General features: G+C 33.6%; 15 protein-coding genes. 8 read left to right on the top strand and 7 right to left on the bottom strand.

What is annotated here, in order from left to right; genetic code table 11:
• Positions 1–180 precede the first annotated feature (180 nt).
• From NEH75_RS10260 to NEH75_RS10250, 3 genes are all read right to left on the bottom strand, one after another.
• On the bottom strand, positions 181–2,277 hold the full coding sequence (locus NEH75_RS10260) for a sensor histidine kinase (protein WP_238581307.1): 2,097 nt from the start codon (positions 2,275–2,277) through the stop codon (positions 181–183).
• A gap of 135 nt (positions 2,278–2,412) precedes the next feature.
• A complete protein-coding gene (locus NEH75_RS10255; RefSeq protein WP_262948850.1) occupies positions 2,413–2,658 on the bottom strand; it encodes a hypothetical protein in 246 nt (81 codons plus the stop codon).
• Between the two features lie 168 nt (positions 2,659–2,826).
• The gene (locus tag NEH75_RS10250) at positions 2,827–3,531 is read right to left on the bottom strand and encodes a response regulator transcription factor (protein WP_055243938.1); all 705 of its coding nucleotides are present in this window, start codon (positions 3,529–3,531) and stop codon (positions 2,827–2,829) included.
• A 137-nt stretch (positions 3,532–3,668) separates the two neighbouring features.
• Between NEH75_RS10250 and rfbB the strand changes: the two genes are divergently transcribed.
• Complete coding sequence (rfbB, locus tag NEH75_RS10245; protein WP_070099810.1) at positions 3,669–4,625, top strand: dTDP-glucose 4,6-dehydratase; 957 nt, start codon at positions 3,669–3,671, stop codon at positions 4,623–4,625.
• A 38-nt stretch (positions 4,626–4,663) separates the two neighbouring features.
• Here the strand turns inward: rfbB and NEH75_RS10240 are convergent, their stop codons facing one another.
• The gene (locus NEH75_RS10240; protein WP_055305871.1) at positions 4,664–5,629 is read right to left on the bottom strand and encodes a tocopherol cyclase family protein; all 966 of its coding nucleotides are present in this window, start codon (positions 5,627–5,629) and stop codon (positions 4,664–4,666) included.
• 92 nt (positions 5,630–5,721) lie between these two features.
• On the opposite strand from NEH75_RS10240, the gene NEH75_RS10235 reads away from it, so the two are divergent.
• From NEH75_RS10235 to NEH75_RS10205, 7 genes are all read left to right on the top strand, one after another.
• Positions 5,722–6,240 (top strand): GNAT family N-acetyltransferase, encoded by a 519-nt coding sequence (locus tag NEH75_RS10235; RefSeq protein ID WP_147614379.1) that lies wholly within the window; start codon positions 5,722–5,724, stop codon positions 6,238–6,240.
• Positions 6,241–6,309: 69 nt separating this feature from the next.
• Positions 6,310–6,435, top strand: a complete 126-nt coding sequence (locus tag NEH75_RS10230; RefSeq protein ID WP_256637855.1) for a hypothetical protein — start codon at positions 6,310–6,312, stop codon at positions 6,433–6,435.
• A 125-nt stretch (positions 6,436–6,560) separates the two neighbouring features.
• Positions 6,561–7,940, top strand: coding sequence for a YjiH family protein (locus NEH75_RS10225; protein WP_055305870.1), 1,380 nt, complete (start codon positions 6,561–6,563; stop codon positions 7,938–7,940).
• Positions 7,941–8,212: 272 nt separating this feature from the next.
• Positions 8,213–8,644: a MarR family winged helix-turn-helix transcriptional regulator gene (locus tag NEH75_RS10220; RefSeq protein WP_238581306.1), complete on the top strand. Its 432-nt coding sequence runs from the start codon at positions 8,213–8,215 to the stop codon at positions 8,642–8,644.
• A 17-nt stretch (positions 8,645–8,661) separates the two neighbouring features.
• Positions 8,662–10,386, top strand: a complete 1,725-nt coding sequence (locus NEH75_RS10215) for an ABC transporter ATP-binding protein (RefSeq protein WP_212725055.1) — start codon at positions 8,662–8,664, stop codon at positions 10,384–10,386.
• A gap of 2 nt (positions 10,387–10,388) precedes the next feature.
• Positions 10,389–12,218, top strand: a complete 1,830-nt coding sequence (locus NEH75_RS10210; RefSeq protein ID WP_055305867.1) for an ABC transporter ATP-binding protein — start codon at positions 10,389–10,391, stop codon at positions 12,216–12,218.
• Positions 12,219–12,382: 164 nt separating this feature from the next.
• Complete coding sequence (locus tag NEH75_RS10205) at positions 12,383–13,309, top strand: dipeptidase (RefSeq protein ID WP_055243922.1); 927 nt, start codon at positions 12,383–12,385, stop codon at positions 13,307–13,309.
• 51 nt (positions 13,310–13,360) lie between these two features.
• Here the strand turns inward: NEH75_RS10205 and NEH75_RS10200 are convergent, their stop codons facing one another.
• The 3 genes from NEH75_RS10200 to NEH75_RS10190 form a co-directional block, all read right to left on the bottom strand.
• The gene (locus NEH75_RS10200) at positions 13,361–13,954 is read right to left on the bottom strand and encodes a GNAT family N-acetyltransferase (RefSeq protein WP_055305866.1); all 594 of its coding nucleotides are present in this window, start codon (positions 13,952–13,954) and stop codon (positions 13,361–13,363) included.
• A 362-nt stretch (positions 13,955–14,316) separates the two neighbouring features.
• Positions 14,317–14,802 carry a hypothetical protein gene (locus NEH75_RS10195; RefSeq protein WP_262948849.1) on the bottom strand — a complete coding sequence of 162 codons (486 nt, stop codon included), beginning with the start codon at positions 14,800–14,802 and terminating at the stop codon, positions 14,317–14,319.
• A gap of 95 nt (positions 14,803–14,897) precedes the next feature.
• The gene (locus NEH75_RS10190) at positions 14,898–16,136 is read right to left on the bottom strand and encodes an NAD(P)/FAD-dependent oxidoreductase (protein WP_055243917.1); all 1,239 of its coding nucleotides are present in this window, start codon (positions 16,134–16,136) and stop codon (positions 14,898–14,900) included.
• Positions 16,137–16,335 lie beyond the last annotated feature (199 nt).

Raw genomic sequence — 16,335 nt, 5'->3', positions numbered from 1 at the left:
TTTTTATACTTATTTTTTATTCCAAATAAAAGAAGTGTGGGAATCACCCACACCAAATATTATAGAACCTTTATATCTTATCTTTTTGTATATTATAAAACTCCAATCAGTTGATTGGAGTTTTTTTATAAGTTGAATTAATAGATGGAGAGGTATTGAGGGTGTTAGAAACTCTCTATTTTACAGTGTATTTATTTTGATAATAACTTTGAATAAATCACCATCTTGTGATAATTCAAATGCTGCTCCGTGTAATTCTAAAATTGATTTTACAATGGATAGTCCGAGTCCTGAACCTTCTGTATGGCGAGAACTATCTCCTCGTTTGAAGCGTTCAGCTAGTTCAGATACGTCGAATCCTAATTCATAGTTCGATATATTTTTTAATGTTATGATAATTTCAGAACCTTCATAAGTCATTTCTAAGTATACTCGTGTTGCGGGTTGTGCGTATTTGATTACATTACTAAATAGGTTTTCAAATACACGGTACATTTTTCTTCCATCACAATAGGCATACATGTGTTGATTAGAAGTTTTTGTTCTAACAATTAATTTTTGATCTTCAAATCGATCTTCATATTCTGCTAGTGCTTGATACATTAAGGCAACTAAATCTACTTGTTCTTTATTTAATTCAACAGCTCCACTAGCCATTTTGCTAGCTTCAAATAAGTCATCGATTAATACTTTTAATCGTTTCGATTTATTATCAATGATTTGTAAGTATTCTTGTCGTTCTTCTTCTGTGATGTCACTTCTTTTAGCTAAGTCGACATAGTTTAAAACACTAGTTAGAGGTGTTCTAAGATCGTGAGAAACGTTTGTAATTAATTCTGTTTTCAATCTTTCACTATTTGATTGTTTTTGATTTGAGATTGCAAATCCTTCACGAACGGCATTCACATCTTTAGCAATATTAGCAATAAGACCATTTCCTTTAACATAGATTTCAGATGTTATTTCGTTATTTGCCATTTTAGATAAAGTATCAGCAATTGCCTGAATTGCTTTAGTGCGTTTTTTAATGATAGATAAAAGAATGAGTGCGAGTATTACACTAATAAACGTAATAACTAGGAATGCCCCATAGTCATGGAAACAAAATCCCCAGATTATTCCCCATATCCCAATAATACATGAATATACAGTGATTCGTATAAATGTATTACGATAAATAGGTAGTTTACTCCAATCATCAATATTACTCATGTAAAATCCTTTATACCATTCTTGCTTAAATAACTCTGGATTTTTTATTCGATGGATAATTCCTTTAAGTTGTAAAAAGAAGAAGTATAAAATAGATAATAGGATAATAACTTGTAGAATTAATTTGAATCCATAAGATAAAAGATTTCCATAGTATCGATAGTATGTAGTTAGGTTCATATTTTGTAATATGTACACTGTTACTAGGAAGATTAGACCTTTGAATTCAATAGGTAAGTCCAAGTATTTATCTTCAATCCACTTGTATTGGGGTGGAATATTAAGTTGTGTATTTTTAATTTTTTTAAAATTACGATAGATAGGAATGACAAGGATAATCGCTGCAAGAATTGCTCCAATCCAAATAACTTTAGTTGTTATATTTTGAATAAATGCACCTTGGATTGTTGATTCTCCCATTGGATATTTAGGGAGGTAGAGTGTTCCGCTAATTCCTTTATCACGAGCACTACTATTAACAATACTAAAATTCGAAACATTTTTTCCTTTATAGGGAATTTCAATAATATTTAGATAATCTTTTTCTTCTAAGACTACATTAGTATAATGATTTCCATTACTATCAGTTATATCATAATAAAAAGCATCTTGTTGGTCATAGTATGTATTTTTATAGTGAGAGACTTCAGATTGATATTGTTGATATTTATCATATTGAATCATATCTCTGATTTGCTCATCAGTTAAGGTATTAATCGAATAGTGTTCGCCAGTATTGTCATCATAAAGGTATTGTTCATATTGATAGCTATCAAATTTTGCATCAAGAATCTCTTGTTTAGTCACCTCAATCTCTTCTAATGGGATTTGAAGTTTTTGTAATTGGATTTGCGTTATGTAAAACGAATCTAGAAATTGTACTACTTGTATAGCATATTGATCTGATTGAAAATAATTAAGTGGGAATATTTGACCAAACCTTAGTTGATCAGTGATGTAATTAAAGGATAGTAAGAAGATAAAACAAGAAAGTAAGAATTTAATCCAGCTTTTTTTTAGAGGTTCTGGGACTCTAGATTGATTCATGTCCTCTTTATTTTTCATAAGTTCAACTCCATTATTTTATTAATTCTATTGTAAGAGTAACATCTATATCTTAAAAATTACATAGTTGATTTCTTAAGAAATTCTTAATACTAAGAAAAAACCACAGCACGATTTGCTATGGTCTATATCAGATTAGATTAATGGTTCTTTACGATCAATTTTATGTAACTTTTCATATTCCTTGATTGCTTTTTTGAATTGATGATATTGCTCTTTATAATTTTTTTCAAACTCTTTTGTTTGTGGCGGCACTAATAGTACTAAGTTGATGTCAACACGATACCTTGTTGTACAATTAGATTGTGGTTCATTTTTTGCTTCAGTTGGGTGTTGGTTATAACTAATTGTATGTTGTATTGATTGTAATAACTTAACCATTCCAGTTTTGACACGGTCATTTGTTGATTCGATCAGTAATGCTAGTTGTGGGATGTCGTAGCATTTGAAGATTGGTGATTTAAATTATAACGGTGATTTAGTTGATGTAATTCGGAATAATTAAATATAAGTATCCCCTTAGTATGAATATTATATAATTGGGTAAATCTAAGCTTCAATTTTATAGCCGATTCCCCAAACAACTTTAAGATATCTAGGATCACGGGGGTTAATTTCAATTTTTTCACGAATTTTTCGGATATGAACGGCAACGGTATTTTCTGCGTTATATCCGGGTTCATCCCAGACATTTTCATAGATATCACTGATAGAGAAAACACGGCCTTTATTACGCATGAGAAGACTAAGAATTTTGAATTCTGTTGGTGTCAGACGAACTTCTTTTCCATCTACAAAGACTTGCTTTGTTGCAGTGTTGATACGTAGGCCATTAACTTCAAGGATATCTTGATTAGTACTTGAAGTAACAGTTTGCGAACCGAGTTGTAAATAGCGACGAAGTTGGCTTTTAACACGTGCAACTAATTCCATTGGATTAAAGGGTTTGGTAATATAGTCATCTGCTCCAAGCGAAAGTCCCATGATTTTATCAGTGTCTTCTGACTTAGCAGTGAGCATGATGATGGGAACATTTGAGAATTCTCTGATGAGACTTGTGGCAACTATTCCATCTATGCCTGGCATCATCACGTCCATTAGAATTAGATGAATGTCTTGTTGCTTCATTAAATCGACAGCTTCTTGACCGTTAGTAGCCATAATAGTTTCAATATCTTCCCCGCGAAGATAAATACGGATGGCTTCTCTAATTTCACGTTCATCATCGACTACGAGTACACGAGGTTTTGTCATAGAGATGAATCCTCCTTAAAAAGTATTTTTATTTATTATACCGTTCTTTCCTTATACTAGTAAATACCGTCTATTGTTTTGAGATTTGATTATAAGTATAATATAGTTTAGTTTATGTAATTTTACGGGGGATAGCTATGACAAAGTTGTTAGTAACGGGTGGATCAGGTTTTATTGGTTGTAATTTTATTGAGTATATGTTGAAGACGTATCCCAATTATGAGGTCATTAATTTAGATTTATTAACGTACGCAGGTTGTTTAGAAAATAACGGAGCTGTACAAGATTATCCACAGTATCGATTTATTCATGGTGATATTCGAGATAGGGCGTTTATTTTTGAATTGTTTGAGAAGGAACAATTTGATTGGGTTGTTAATTTTGCCGCTGAGAGTCATGTGGATCGTTCAATTGAAGATCCGAGTTCATTTTTGACGACGAATGTATTAGGAACTCAAGTGTTAATGGATGCTTGTCGATGCTATGGGGTGAAGAGATTCCATCAAGTATCAACCGACGAGGTGTATGGAGATTTATTATTAGAGGATGATACTTTATTTACAGAGATGTTCCCATTGAAGGCATCTAGTCCGTATTCTGCCTCGAAGGCTAGTGCAGATTTATTGGCATTATCATATTGGAGAACGTTTAAATTACCTATCACGATTTCTCGTTGTTCAAATAATTATGGGCCTTTTCAGTTTCCTGAGAAGTTAATTCCATTGATGATTTTAAAGGCAATGAAAAATGAAAAGTTACCTGTATATGGAACGGGGCAGAATATTCGAGATTGGTTACATGTTTGGGATCATTGTCAGGCTATTGATTTTATTTTACATAAAGGGCGTATTGGAGAAGTTTATAATGTAGGTGGAAATAATGAGTATTCGAATTTAACGATTGTAAAGCTGATTTTGGATGAATTGGGTAAGCCATATGAGTTGATTGAATTTGTGAAGGATCGTCCAGGTCATGATTTACGGTATGCGATTGATTCAAGTAAGATTAAATATGAACTTGGATGGGAGCCTTTGTATACATTCGAAGATGCATTAAGGTCGACAATTTCGTGGTATGTGGATAAGTTTAATTGATATAAAAAGGGGATATCTCATTTTGAGATATCCCCTTTTTAGTCATCAAGAAGTTTGGAGAAGTCGCCACCATATTCAATGCCGCACGCTTTTCCAATTCCATGATAGATTAGTAGATTTTTTTTGGTATTGATAAGTGTCATTTCGACTTCACCTTTAAGTGTTTCTTCAAGTATTGGTGACATTTTTCCGTTTTTAGGTCCGTAACATTCAACAAAGTCTTCTGGTTTACTTTTTGTTTTAAGAATGAGTTGGAGATTATCATGCGTTGCACACAGGATGATGTCTCGATCGCAGACGGTAATGTTAAGTTTACTGTTGTTCATCGTTGTAAAAGGATAGAATTTGTGATCGACAGTAACACCAATCAGAAACCCGCGGAATTCTTTAATGAGTGGAAATGGAACAATACCGAGCGAGCACGTTACAGTTGCTCGGTGATTCTCGAAGTTATTACTTTGAACCCAAATCCATGAGGTAGGAAAACTTTTTCCCCAATTTTTTTCGATATAGTATTTTCCGTTACTAAAATCAATCACTTGTCCGTTAATTTTTAGATGACCCTCTTCAATATCCCCGTCGATTGCGCATACTTGGCTGTAACATTCCATAAAGGGAAGGTGATTGTAAATCCCCATGCTCCCTGGATTAAGTTTAGAATCTGGCCATTTCGTAGGTGATCCTAAGTATAAGATGCCGTGAACTTGTTCGAGATTGACGTAGATTTTATTAAAGCTAAATTCATTAATTCCGATATTTATTTTTAGATGACGGTTATTTGAGTAAAAATCATCTATACTATATCGGTAATAGTGATAGGAATGATTAACTAAGTTAATCACTTGAATGAAGCTATGATGATCTCGTGTATCTTCACTGCGAGAGATTCCAGGAATAAACGCTAAGGCATAAGTTGCAGTGGCGTCTACGATTTTAAAATACCAACCCTCAAAAAAATTAGTATATTGATCGTGGCCATGATACAAATCAGGATTTATTTTCATTGTTTGGCCTCCATATATTAACTTTCTTGTAAATGTGAATAATTCATGTTATTATGTGCAATATGACTAAGTTTTATACAGAAGGTGATAATTTGGATCAATTGTTTGATGCAGTTTATGAGATTATGAAAGAATCATTTCCAAGGGATGAATTTAGAAGTTATGAAGGTCAAAAAGCATTGCTAGAACGTTCGGACTATCATTTGAAGACGTATGAGCAGGAAGGGAAATTATTAGGCTTTTGTGCATATTACGTGTTTGATGAGTTTTTATATATTGAACATTTAGCTTGTACACCATTATCCAGAGGTCTTGGAATTGGGACAAAGTTAGTTCAAGATATTTTATCAGAAGCGGGTAATCATCCCGTTATTTTAGAAGTGGAACCCCCTGTGGATAAAGTGACGAAACGACGAGTTGGATTTTATGAACGTTTAGGGTTCGTTTTAAATCTTTATCCACATTATCAACCGCCATTAAATCTAACAACAGATATGGTTGAATTAAAAATTATGTCCTCTTTTAAAGCATTAGAGGAAGAAGAACAAAAGGCATATCGTCGTATTTTAAATCAAAGAGTATATGGTGTAGATGCAGAGTTTAGAATATAGGGACCGGATTCGGTCTCTTTTTTGTATGATGAAGGTAATAGTGGTTATAATAGGGATGAGGTGATCGGATTGAAAGATTATGAGATTGCATCGTTAACAGATGAAGAAATTGCAGCATTACAAATGATGGAACAAGAGTTTTTTAATACGTTTCACGAAGAGATTGTTCTTGTGGCATGGAAGAAGACTGAATAGTAAAAAGGGTCTTCTTTTTTTTTGTAAAAAGATGATTATTGTCGTTAAAATGGTTGATAAGTTTTGGCCTACCAAGTATACTTATAAAATCAAAGAAAAAATTTTTTATAAGGATGGTAATAATTATGAATAAAAACAATCAAGCTCCAGTTAAAGGCTCGTGTAGCTCATATAAGATTTCAGAAATATTAAAGTTTTTAGTTCCTTCTTTAATTGGTGTGACGTTATTTATGCTTCCTGTTTCTCAGGCTGGTGGGATTACGATTCCGATTGCGATGTTATCAAATTGGGTTCAAGCACACTTTGCAGATGTTTTACCTACAGTAGTTTTATTTTTAGTGATGATTACAGTGATCGGAACGATTGTAACGAAGTTATTTACACCAAAATTCATTCTTAAAAATGAATTTTTAAATAATTTATTTAATGTGACACCGGTTTGGTTTGTGATTCGTATTTTAGCAGCAATTTTTATTGTTATGGCTGTTTATGAAATAGGATTCGAGGCCATTTTCTCGTTAAACACGGGTGGATTAGTTTTATATGATTTGCTCCCAATTCTTTTCTCCGTATTTTTATTTGCAGGGTTATTCTTACCTTTATTATTAAACTTTGGATTATTAGAGTTTGTTGGGACATTATTATCAAAAGTGATGCGTCCAGTCTTTAATTTACCTGGTCGTTCGGCGATTGATTGTATTGCGTCATGGTTAGGTGATGGGACAATCGGAGTTTTATTAACAAGTAAGCAGTATGAAGATGGATTCTATACGAAGCGTGAAGCAGCTGTCATTGGAACGACGTTCTCATTAGTATCGATTACGTTTAGTTTAGTCGTGATTAATACGGTTAATCTTGGAAATATGTTTGTTCCATTTTATGTAACAGTGACGATTGCGAGTTTAGTAGCTGCTATTATGTTACCGAAGCTACCGCCATTATCTAAAAAAGAGGATCGATTCTTTGATGGCACGCTAAAGGTTGAGAATGAGAAAGCATTAGCTGGATTAAATAATTTTTCTCATGGATTTGCTCAGGCAATTGAAAAGGCGAAATCACAGGATTTAATTCAAGTTATTTTTATTGATGGGTTTAAAAATGTGTTAGATATGTGGCTAGCAGTTATTCCAATTGTTATGACAGTTGGAACGATTGCTTTAGTGATTGCTGAGTATACGCCAATTTTCAAAATTTTAGGGTTACCATTCTTACCGGTTTTAATGTTATTACAAATTCCTGAGGCTATGGCAGCTTCTCAAACTTTAGTAGCGGGATTTGCTGATATGCTATTGCCATCTGTTTTAGCATCTGGAATTGAGAGTGAGATGACACGCTTTGTCATTGCAGCCGTATCTGTTTCTCAGTTAATTTATTTATCTGAGGTTGGAGCTTTATTATTAGCTTCAAAGATTCCTGTTAATTTAAAAGAGTTATTTATTATTTTTATTCAACGTACATTAATCACATTACCAGTGATTGCTTTAATTGCACATTTAATTTTTTAATTAAGTTAGGCAGAAAATCAAAACGATTTTCTGCTTTTTTATTTTTTAATGCTTAATTTTTTATTTCTGTTTCACACTAACTATATAAGAAGGAGTAGGTACTATAACATGTATGATCCGTATTTGGTTAAAGGGTGTCGCTGTTTAAGTTTTATAAATTGAAATTGCTATCTTTTGTGGAAGAATTGTATAAAATAATTAGTTAACTAATAGTTAGTTGACTAATTATTATGAGTGTCGTAAGATAGTTTTAGTTTAATGTGAGGTGAGTTGTGTTGAATAGTCAAGAAATCAATGAGGTAGCTATTATGTTTGGTCATTTGATAAGAAGTCAAATGTCAATCGCTCAACGAAGATTAGAGGAAGAGGGATTGTGCCGAGCACAACCTGGGATTGTTCATGCTTTATCTCAATGTGAAGGATCAACACAAGTTGAACTAGCTCAAAAACTAGGTGTGACAGCAGCGACAATTAGTGCTATGTTAAAACGTATGGAGCGTGATGAAGTGATTGAACGTCGACGTAGTGAAGCTGATCAACGAGTGACGCATGTTTATTTAACTGAAAAGGGTAAAAGTCAGGCTAAAATTGTGAATCAAATTTTTAAAGAACTAAATCTTAGATCTTTCGGAAATTTTTCAAAAGAAGAATTAGAGCAGACAAGAGCTATTTTCAGTAAATTAATAGCGAATTTTAGTGATTAAGGGAGGAATAGATAGACATGTTAAAGTTATTTAAAGGATTAAAACCTTATTGGACGTTAGTCATCGGTGTTTTAGTCCTAGTGTTTATTTCGACTATGACGGACCTAGAGTTACCAGATTTAATGTCAGATATTGTTGATACTGGAATTGTTCAAGGAGATGTTTCCTATATTCTTGGACGCGGTGGTGTCATGTTATTAGTGGCTTTATTAGGGACAGTGTGTACCATTTTAACGAGTTATCTTTCATCAAAAATCGGGATGGGATTTAGTCGTGATTTAAGAAAGAAAGTTTTTGAAAAAGTTGAATCATTTTCATTAACTGAAATTAATGAGGTGGGTACAGCGTCTTTAATTACGCGTACAACAAATGATATTAACCAAGTTCAAATGGTTGTTATTATGATGATGCGTATGATGTTAAGTGCACCATTAATGATTGTTGGTGCATTGATTATGGCACTTGGTAAAGACGTGGAATTATCAAAAGTTATTTTAGTGGTGATTCCAATTATCATCGTAACAATTGCTATTATCGCCAAGTTTACCCTACCAATGTTCCAAAAGATGCAAAATAAAATTGATAAATTAAATTTAGTTGTCCGTGAAAATTTAACAGGAATCCGTGTAATTCGTGTGTTTAATAAGGTAGAGGCAGAACAGGAACGTTTCAATCAGGCTAGTTTAGAAGTATCTCGAATTGCTACAATGGCTAACCGTTTAATGGGAGCTTTAATGCCATTAATGATGTTAATTTTAAATTTATCAATTATTGCTGTTATCTGGTTTGGTGGAATTCGAATTAATGATGGAGACTTAATGGTTGGGGATTTAATGGCCTTTATTCAATATTTAACGCAAGTGATGTTCTCATTATTAATGTTAACGATGATGTTCGTTTTAATTCCACGTGCTCAAGCATCGGCTGTTCGTATTAATGAAGTTTTAGAGATGAAATCTCCGATTCAAGAGCCTAAAGAAGCTATTCAACCTCAGTTAAAAGGTTATGTTGAATTTAAAAATGTCTCATTTGGTTATGAGGGTGCAGAAGAATATGCAATTTCAAATATTTCGTTTGTTGCTAAGCCGGGTGAAGTGACAGCGATTATTGGTGGAACTGGATCAGGTAAATCGTCAATTTTAAATATGATTCCACGCTTTTATGATGCGGCTAAAGGTGAAGTATTAGTTGATGGTGTTAATGTTCGTGACATGAATCAACAAGAGTTGCGTTCAAAAATTGGGTATGTTCCTCAAAAAGCTGTGTTATTTACAGGAACTATTCGAGATAATATCTTATATGGTAAAGAAGATGCGACGGACGAAGAAGTTCGTCATGCTTTAGATATTGCACAGGCAACAGATTTTGTTTCTAAAATGAAAGAGGGAATTGAGTCACCAATTTCACAAGGAGGAACAAATGTATCAGGTGGACAAAAACAGCGTTTATCAATTGCTCGTGCGATTGTTCGTAAGCCGGAAATTTATTTATTCGATGATAGTTTTTCAGCTTTAGATTTTAAAACTGACGCTCAATTACGTGCAGCGTTAAAGAAGGAAACAAAGGATTCAACGGTTATTATTGTGGCTCAGCGTGTAAGTACAGTTATGGACGCAACACGTATTTTAGTAATGGATGAAGGACATGTAGTTGGTATGGGAACACATGAGGAGTTATTACAAACAAATGAGATTTATCAACAAATCGTCGAATCTCAACTTAAAAAAGGAGAGGAGGAATAATTATGGCTGGACCTATGGGACATGGCCCACATGCGGGTAATCAAAAAGCAAAAGATTTTAAAGGGACGTTAGTTCGCTTAAGTAAATATTTAAAACCATATCGTGTTGGTTTAGTAGTAGTTGCTATTGCAGCTATTACGAGTGTTATTTTCTCAATTATTTCTCCAAAAATTATGGCTAAGATTACAGATGAGTTAATACGTCCAATTTTAGAGCTTGTAGGAGGAAATCCAACTCCATCGCCAATTGATTTTTCATATATTTGGAATATTGTTGTAATTTTAATTGCTTTATATGTTTTAAGTGCAGCTTTTAGTTATTTACAACAATTTATTATGGCAGGAGTTTCTCAGAAGGTTGTCTATGATTTACGTCGTGATATTGATGAAAAATTGGCAAGATTACCATTAAAATTTTTCGATTCACATACACATGGAGAATTATTAAGCCGATTTACAAATGATGTTGATAATATTAGTGCAACTTTGCAACAGTCGATTACTCAAGTTATTACATCAGTCACTACGGTGGTTGGGGTTTTAATTATGATGTTAACGATTAGCCCGATTTTAACATTAATTTCAATCATCGTCATTCCGTTATCTGGGATTTTAATGATGATGGTCGTTAAACGTTCACAAAAATATTTCATTGGTCAACAAAAGAAATTAGGTGAATTAAACGGTCATATTGAAGAAATGTATACGGGACATAATGTGGTTAAAGCATTTGGTCATGAGAAAAAAGCGATTAATGAATTTGATGAAGTTAATGAAGGGCTTTATGATGTAGGGTGGCGAGCTCAGTTTTTATCTGGATTAGTAATGCCAATTATTAATTTTATTGGAAATTTAGGCTATGTTCTTGTTGCTGTTGTAGGTGGGGTTTTAGTAACGAAAGGACGTATTACTGTCGGAGATATTCAAGCGTTTATTCAATATAACCGTCAATTTACTCAACCCATTGCACAGGTAGCTCAAATTTCAAATATTATTCAGTCAACAGTTGCATCAGCAGAGCGTGTATTTGAATTATTAGATGAAGAAGAAGTGATTCCAGAACCAGTAAATCCGGTTAAAGCAAAAGCTGATTGTGGAGCTGTTGAGTTTGAACATGTTAAGTTTGGTTATCGCGAAGATCGTATTTTAATTAATGATATGAATATTAAAGCTGAACCAGGACAAATGGTCGCTATTGTTGGGCCAACTGGTGCAGGTAAGACGACATTAGTTAATTTATTACTTCGTTTCTATGAATTGAATGGTGGACGTATCTTAGTGGATGATGTTGATATTACAGAGATGAATCGTGCTGATTTACGTAAAAAATTCGGTATGGTTTTACAAGATACATGGTTATTTAATGGAACAATTCGCGATAATATTGCTTATGGTAAAAAGAATGCGACAGAAGAAGAAATTATTGCGGCAGCTAAAGCAGCTCATGCTGATCACTTTATTCGTGTTTTACCAGAAGGATATGATACGATTTTAAATGAAGAAGTCTCAAATATTTCTCAAGGTCAAAAACAGTTATTAACGATTGCTCGTGCACTACTAGCTGATCCTGAAATTATGATTTTAGATGAGGCAACAAGTAGTGTTGATACACGTACAGAGTTACAAATTCAAAATGCGATGAAGACCTTAATGAAAGGTCGTACAAGCTTCGTTATTGCTCACCGTTTATCAACGATTCGTGAAGCTGATGTTATCTTAGTAATGAAAGATGGAGATGTTATTGAAACAGGAAATCATGAGACATTAATGGCTCAAAATGGATTCTATGCTGATTTATATAATAGCCAATTTAATCAAGAAGAAGAAGCTTAAAGAAAGAGAAGCCTATGAATTAAATTTCGTAGGCCTTTTTAATATTTTTACACTTCTTTTGTCGGAAAAAAGGGAAAAATATTTGCTCTTTTTTGAATCGAGATAAGCTATAATAGGTAGTAATTAGATGCAAATCTGATTGTGTTTATAAGGAGGGGAAACCTTTGATTTTCGATACGCACACGGATATTTTATATAATATTGTTGAGAAGCGTTTAAGAGGACAACGTGGTATTGTTGAGTCATATCATATTCCTGAATTATTAGAAGGGAATGTGACTGGGGGAATTTGGACGTACTATACTGATGTTAATCAGCTATTACATAATAATTTTGATCAAGCAATTCATTATATTATAGAGGAACTAGAAGAGTCACCCGATGTTCAAGTGGTAACCGCCAAAGGGGATTGGGCTGATCATAAAGTCAATGTGATTTTAGGACTTGAAAGTTTGGCATCGCTTCGAGATATCGATCATTTAGTTGAAATTTATGAAAAAGGATTTAGACATGCGATGTTAACTTGGAATGAAAAGAATCAATTTGCAACTGGGATTGGTTGTAAGGATGGGACAGGTTTATCACTATTAGGATGTGAGTTAATTCAAAAGATGAATGAGCTTGGAATGGTGATTGATGTTTCTCATGCTAGTATTCAAACGTTTGAGGATATTTTATCGGTAACAAAAGAACCTGTCATTGCCTCTCATTCGAATTGTTACTCAATTACTCCTCATCCAAGAAATTTAACGGATGAGCAAATTAAAGAAATTGCTTTGGTAGATGGTGTTATTGGCGTGACGGCAGTACCGCATTTTACGAATCAATTAAAGCCGGATGTGGAATCCCTTGTTGATCATATTGATTATCTGCGAGAGTTAGTTGGTACACGACATATTGCACTTGGATTTGATTTTATGAATTACTTAGGAGATGGTCATTTAGAATCGAACTTAATCGATTGTCAAAGTGCATCCTCAGCAAATAATGTGATTGATGAACTCGTTAATCGAGGATATAGTAGTATGGATATTGATGGGATTACCCATGTAAATGCCAAGCGTGTCATTAATCATATTTTAAAAGATTAAAAATAAAACCACTCGTACGTTAATCGTCGAGTGGTTTTTTAATACAGTTGATTATTTCGATTTTTTGATATGTTTGACTACTTTAGCGATTGGAATAATTAGACATGCAGTAATTATTCCTGTCATAACGTATTTACTAATACTTAAAAATGAATTGTCTTCTAATTTAATTTGATAAAGGTCCATTTCATCCTCTTCACCAATTAATTTGAAACCAAGTTTATCAAGTAAGCTTTGGGAAGGGATGTTTTTGTAGTGGCATTTAGCAATAATTGATTTGACTTCATCTTGAGTCAGAGTCCACTCTAGAAGCGCTTCGATGGCCTCTGTCGCGTAGCCTTTTTGACGTTTAGATTCGATGATTTCATATCCAATTTCAATTTGACCACGTGTATCAGGATTTCCTTTATATCCACCATCACCAATGACTTGGTTAGTTAATTTTTCAATGAAAATCCATGAAGTGAAGCCGATTTTTGGTGGGATGAAGGCGTAAAGTTCTTCGTACATCCACGTTAAAAGTGTACGGTTATCTTCTGTTAGCCATTCTTTTGTTGAGTAGTCCGTCACTTCATCATTTAAAATTTGTTGAATGAGTGATTTAGTCAGGGGATAAAGAATTAAGTTTTCGGTTTCTAGTTTCATCAGGGCTATGTCTCCTTCGTCGTTGAGTTAATGTTATGATAACATGAAAAAAGGGACCTCGTCCCTTTTTCTATTAGATTTAGTTTTCTTTTTAGTGATGAAAAGATAGTTGTTTCTGTTATGACTACCAATTGTGCTTTTTGCTATTTTTGGAATAATGATGGATTCAATAAGTAAACCTAGTGATAAATATTGGGGTTTGATTGAGGTTTCTTTTTTTCACTGCATCATTATGCTCTTTTGGGGATAAGATATTGTTTCTAGAGTTAGAAAGTGGATTAGTTTCGTCACAATCGGATTAATCGATTCTTTTGTTTTTCTTTTCAGAGGTTCAAAGGAATAGAAGTTCTTTTGTTGAATGTCTATCTTTCATAAATAGTATCTAATAATCGAATGAATTGATCAAATGTTTGGGATTCACCATTGATAGAGTAGGAAGTAATATCAAATTGTTCAGTTTCTAAATTAACTTTAAATTGAATCGTAAACAGTGCTTCATCCTCTCCAAAATACGCTTCACCGTTAAATTTGACTGTATTTTCTTCAATTAGCTCCCAAGTTGGATGATAGAAAAACTCATCCAGGGCTTCTCCGATGCTTTGTTCTTCATAAGATTCAATGACTTGATTTTTAATGAAAGTAATTTCTGGTGAAGAGAAGATAAAATAAATAAAGATGTAGATAATACATAGAAGAACAATCCCTATCGTGATGAAAGAAAAACTTCGAAAGAATCTTTTATAGGCGATGCTTTTTTTAGAGGTAGCATCGTCCTTTTGTTTAGGCGCTGATTGTGGACAGTTTGGATTAGAATCGCTTTGATTATGATGATAGTTTGGACACGCCAAGATGACTTCCTCCCTTCTCATAAAGCTCTAGTCTTGAAAGTTTATGATGGGAAAGTTAGGAGTATGAAAAAAAGAGCCGAATGGTCCGCTCTTTTTTAGTAACGATTGAATTTGAAGATTTCTAGTTCTTTTGGATTTTTCCCAGCTACGTCTTGAGAAATTAATTTAGCTCCGATTAAAGAGTAAAGCATCCCATTTGATCCGTATCCAAGGTTGAAGTAAGCGCCTGGATAATCTGGGTGTTTCCCGATGAATGGAAGTCCATCTTTTGTATCTACGAATAATCCGTGGAACCAGCAATCTGTTTTAATATTTTCGATTTGCGGGAACATACGGCGCACGCGACGTAGTAATTGATGATATTGTTGTAAGGCTAATGGGTGGCGATCTCCCATGTTTGCTACTTCACCATCTAAGTCATCTATTTCTAAATCTTCTCCACCGATAATAATCGAGTTACTTAAGGTTGGACGAATATAAGTGTATGGGTCTTGATCATCACGAATGATACACGCTTCTTTCCATCCGTGGAAGTTTTCCACAGGTTTCGTTAAAACAGCAAAACTGCGGCTAAGTGTATAGAATGGCTTTTCATGTTTGAACCATTCTAATGCATCATATCCTGTACAGATAATCACTTTATCAGCTGTAATGGTGAATTCCTGCTCTGTTATTAAGACACTTTGACGTGAGGATAAGTTATAGTCAACGATATTTGTATTTTCAAACACTTGCAGTCCTTTTTTTACATTGTAATCAATTAAATCACGTGTAAATTGAACAGGGTTAATGATGGCTGCTCCGTAATGTGAATAGACACCTACTTCGAAGTTGAAGCTAAATTCATTTTGGTGTGTTTCTGATGTAAACAGTTCGCAATGAATTCCGATCGCCTGACGTGATTTACATTCATCCGCCATATAGTCTACTTTACGAGGATCTTGTGTATAAAGGAAGCATGGTTTGAAGGTAAAGTCACAGTTACTGTTGATTTCTTTGACGATTTGGCTCATTTCCATGACTGCTTGATAACCAAATAGAAACGCATGTTGTGCATTCTGTTCACCAACCATCGACATTAATCGATTTAACCCTAAATCGATTTCATATTGTAAAATGGCAGTTGAAGCTGCAGTTGATTGGTGTGCAATTTGATTTTTTTCAACTAAGACACAGTTTAGGCCTTGTTTCATAAAATAATGAGCTGTTAGCGCTCCTGTTGTTCCACCACCGACGATAACAATGTCAGTTTTAATGTCTTGTGATAGAGGAGGATACGTTGTTCCTTCTTCGATGTTTTTAGTCCATAATGGACTGTCTCCTGTCATTCTCATGTGATATCACCTCTATAAAAAAGCTAAACATAGTTTGTGTTAAATGTTTTTGTATAACCTTTTTATTATAACTTTTTTAATCTTTTTTATCAAAAGGAAAAATGGACGGATTTATTTCTTTTATATAAAAAAATTTGATTTTTTTATGAAATGATTTGACCTTTTTTTTATTGTTGCCTGTTTTGATGATATAATATTA

It is taken from the genome of Turicibacter sp. T129 (genome assembly GCF_025594975.1).
Taxonomy (GTDB): Bacteria; Bacillota_I; Bacilli_A; order MOL361; family Turicibacteraceae; genus Turicibacter; species Turicibacter bilis.
The sequence above is the reverse complement of the archived record's forward strand: the minus strand, read 5'-3'. Positions and strand labels throughout refer to the sequence as shown.

Excerpts from the sequence above, each read along its gene's own strand:
- NEH75_RS10260 (WP_238581307.1), bottom strand. The coding sequence starts at position 2,277 with ATGAAAAATAAAGAGGACATGAATCAATCTAGAGTCCCAGAACCTCTA.
- NEH75_RS10255 (WP_262948850.1), bottom strand. The coding sequence starts at position 2,658 with ATGGTTAAGTTATTACAATCAATACAACATACAATTAGTTATAACCAA.
- NEH75_RS10250 (WP_055243938.1), bottom strand. The coding sequence starts at position 3,531 with ATGACAAAACCTCGTGTACTCGTAGTCGATGATGAACGTGAAATTAGA.
- rfbB (WP_070099810.1), top strand. The coding sequence starts at position 3,669 with ATGACAAAGTTGTTAGTAACGGGTGGATCAGGTTTTATTGGTTGTAAT.
- NEH75_RS10240 (WP_055305871.1), bottom strand. The coding sequence starts at position 5,629 with ATGAAAATAAATCCTGATTTGTATCATGGCCACGATCAATATACTAAT.
- NEH75_RS10225 (WP_055305870.1), top strand. The coding sequence starts at position 6,561 with ATGAATAAAAACAATCAAGCTCCAGTTAAAGGCTCGTGTAGCTCATAT.
- NEH75_RS10215 (WP_212725055.1), top strand. The coding sequence starts at position 8,662 with ATGTTAAAGTTATTTAAAGGATTAAAACCTTATTGGACGTTAGTCATC.
- NEH75_RS10210 (WP_055305867.1), top strand. The coding sequence starts at position 10,389 with ATGGCTGGACCTATGGGACATGGCCCACATGCGGGTAATCAAAAAGCA.
- NEH75_RS10200 (WP_055305866.1), bottom strand. The coding sequence starts at position 13,954 with ATGAAACTAGAAACCGAAAACTTAATTCTTTATCCCCTGACTAAATCA.
- NEH75_RS10190 (WP_055243917.1), bottom strand. The coding sequence starts at position 16,136 with ATGAGAATGACAGGAGACAGTCCATTATGGACTAAAAACATCGAAGAA.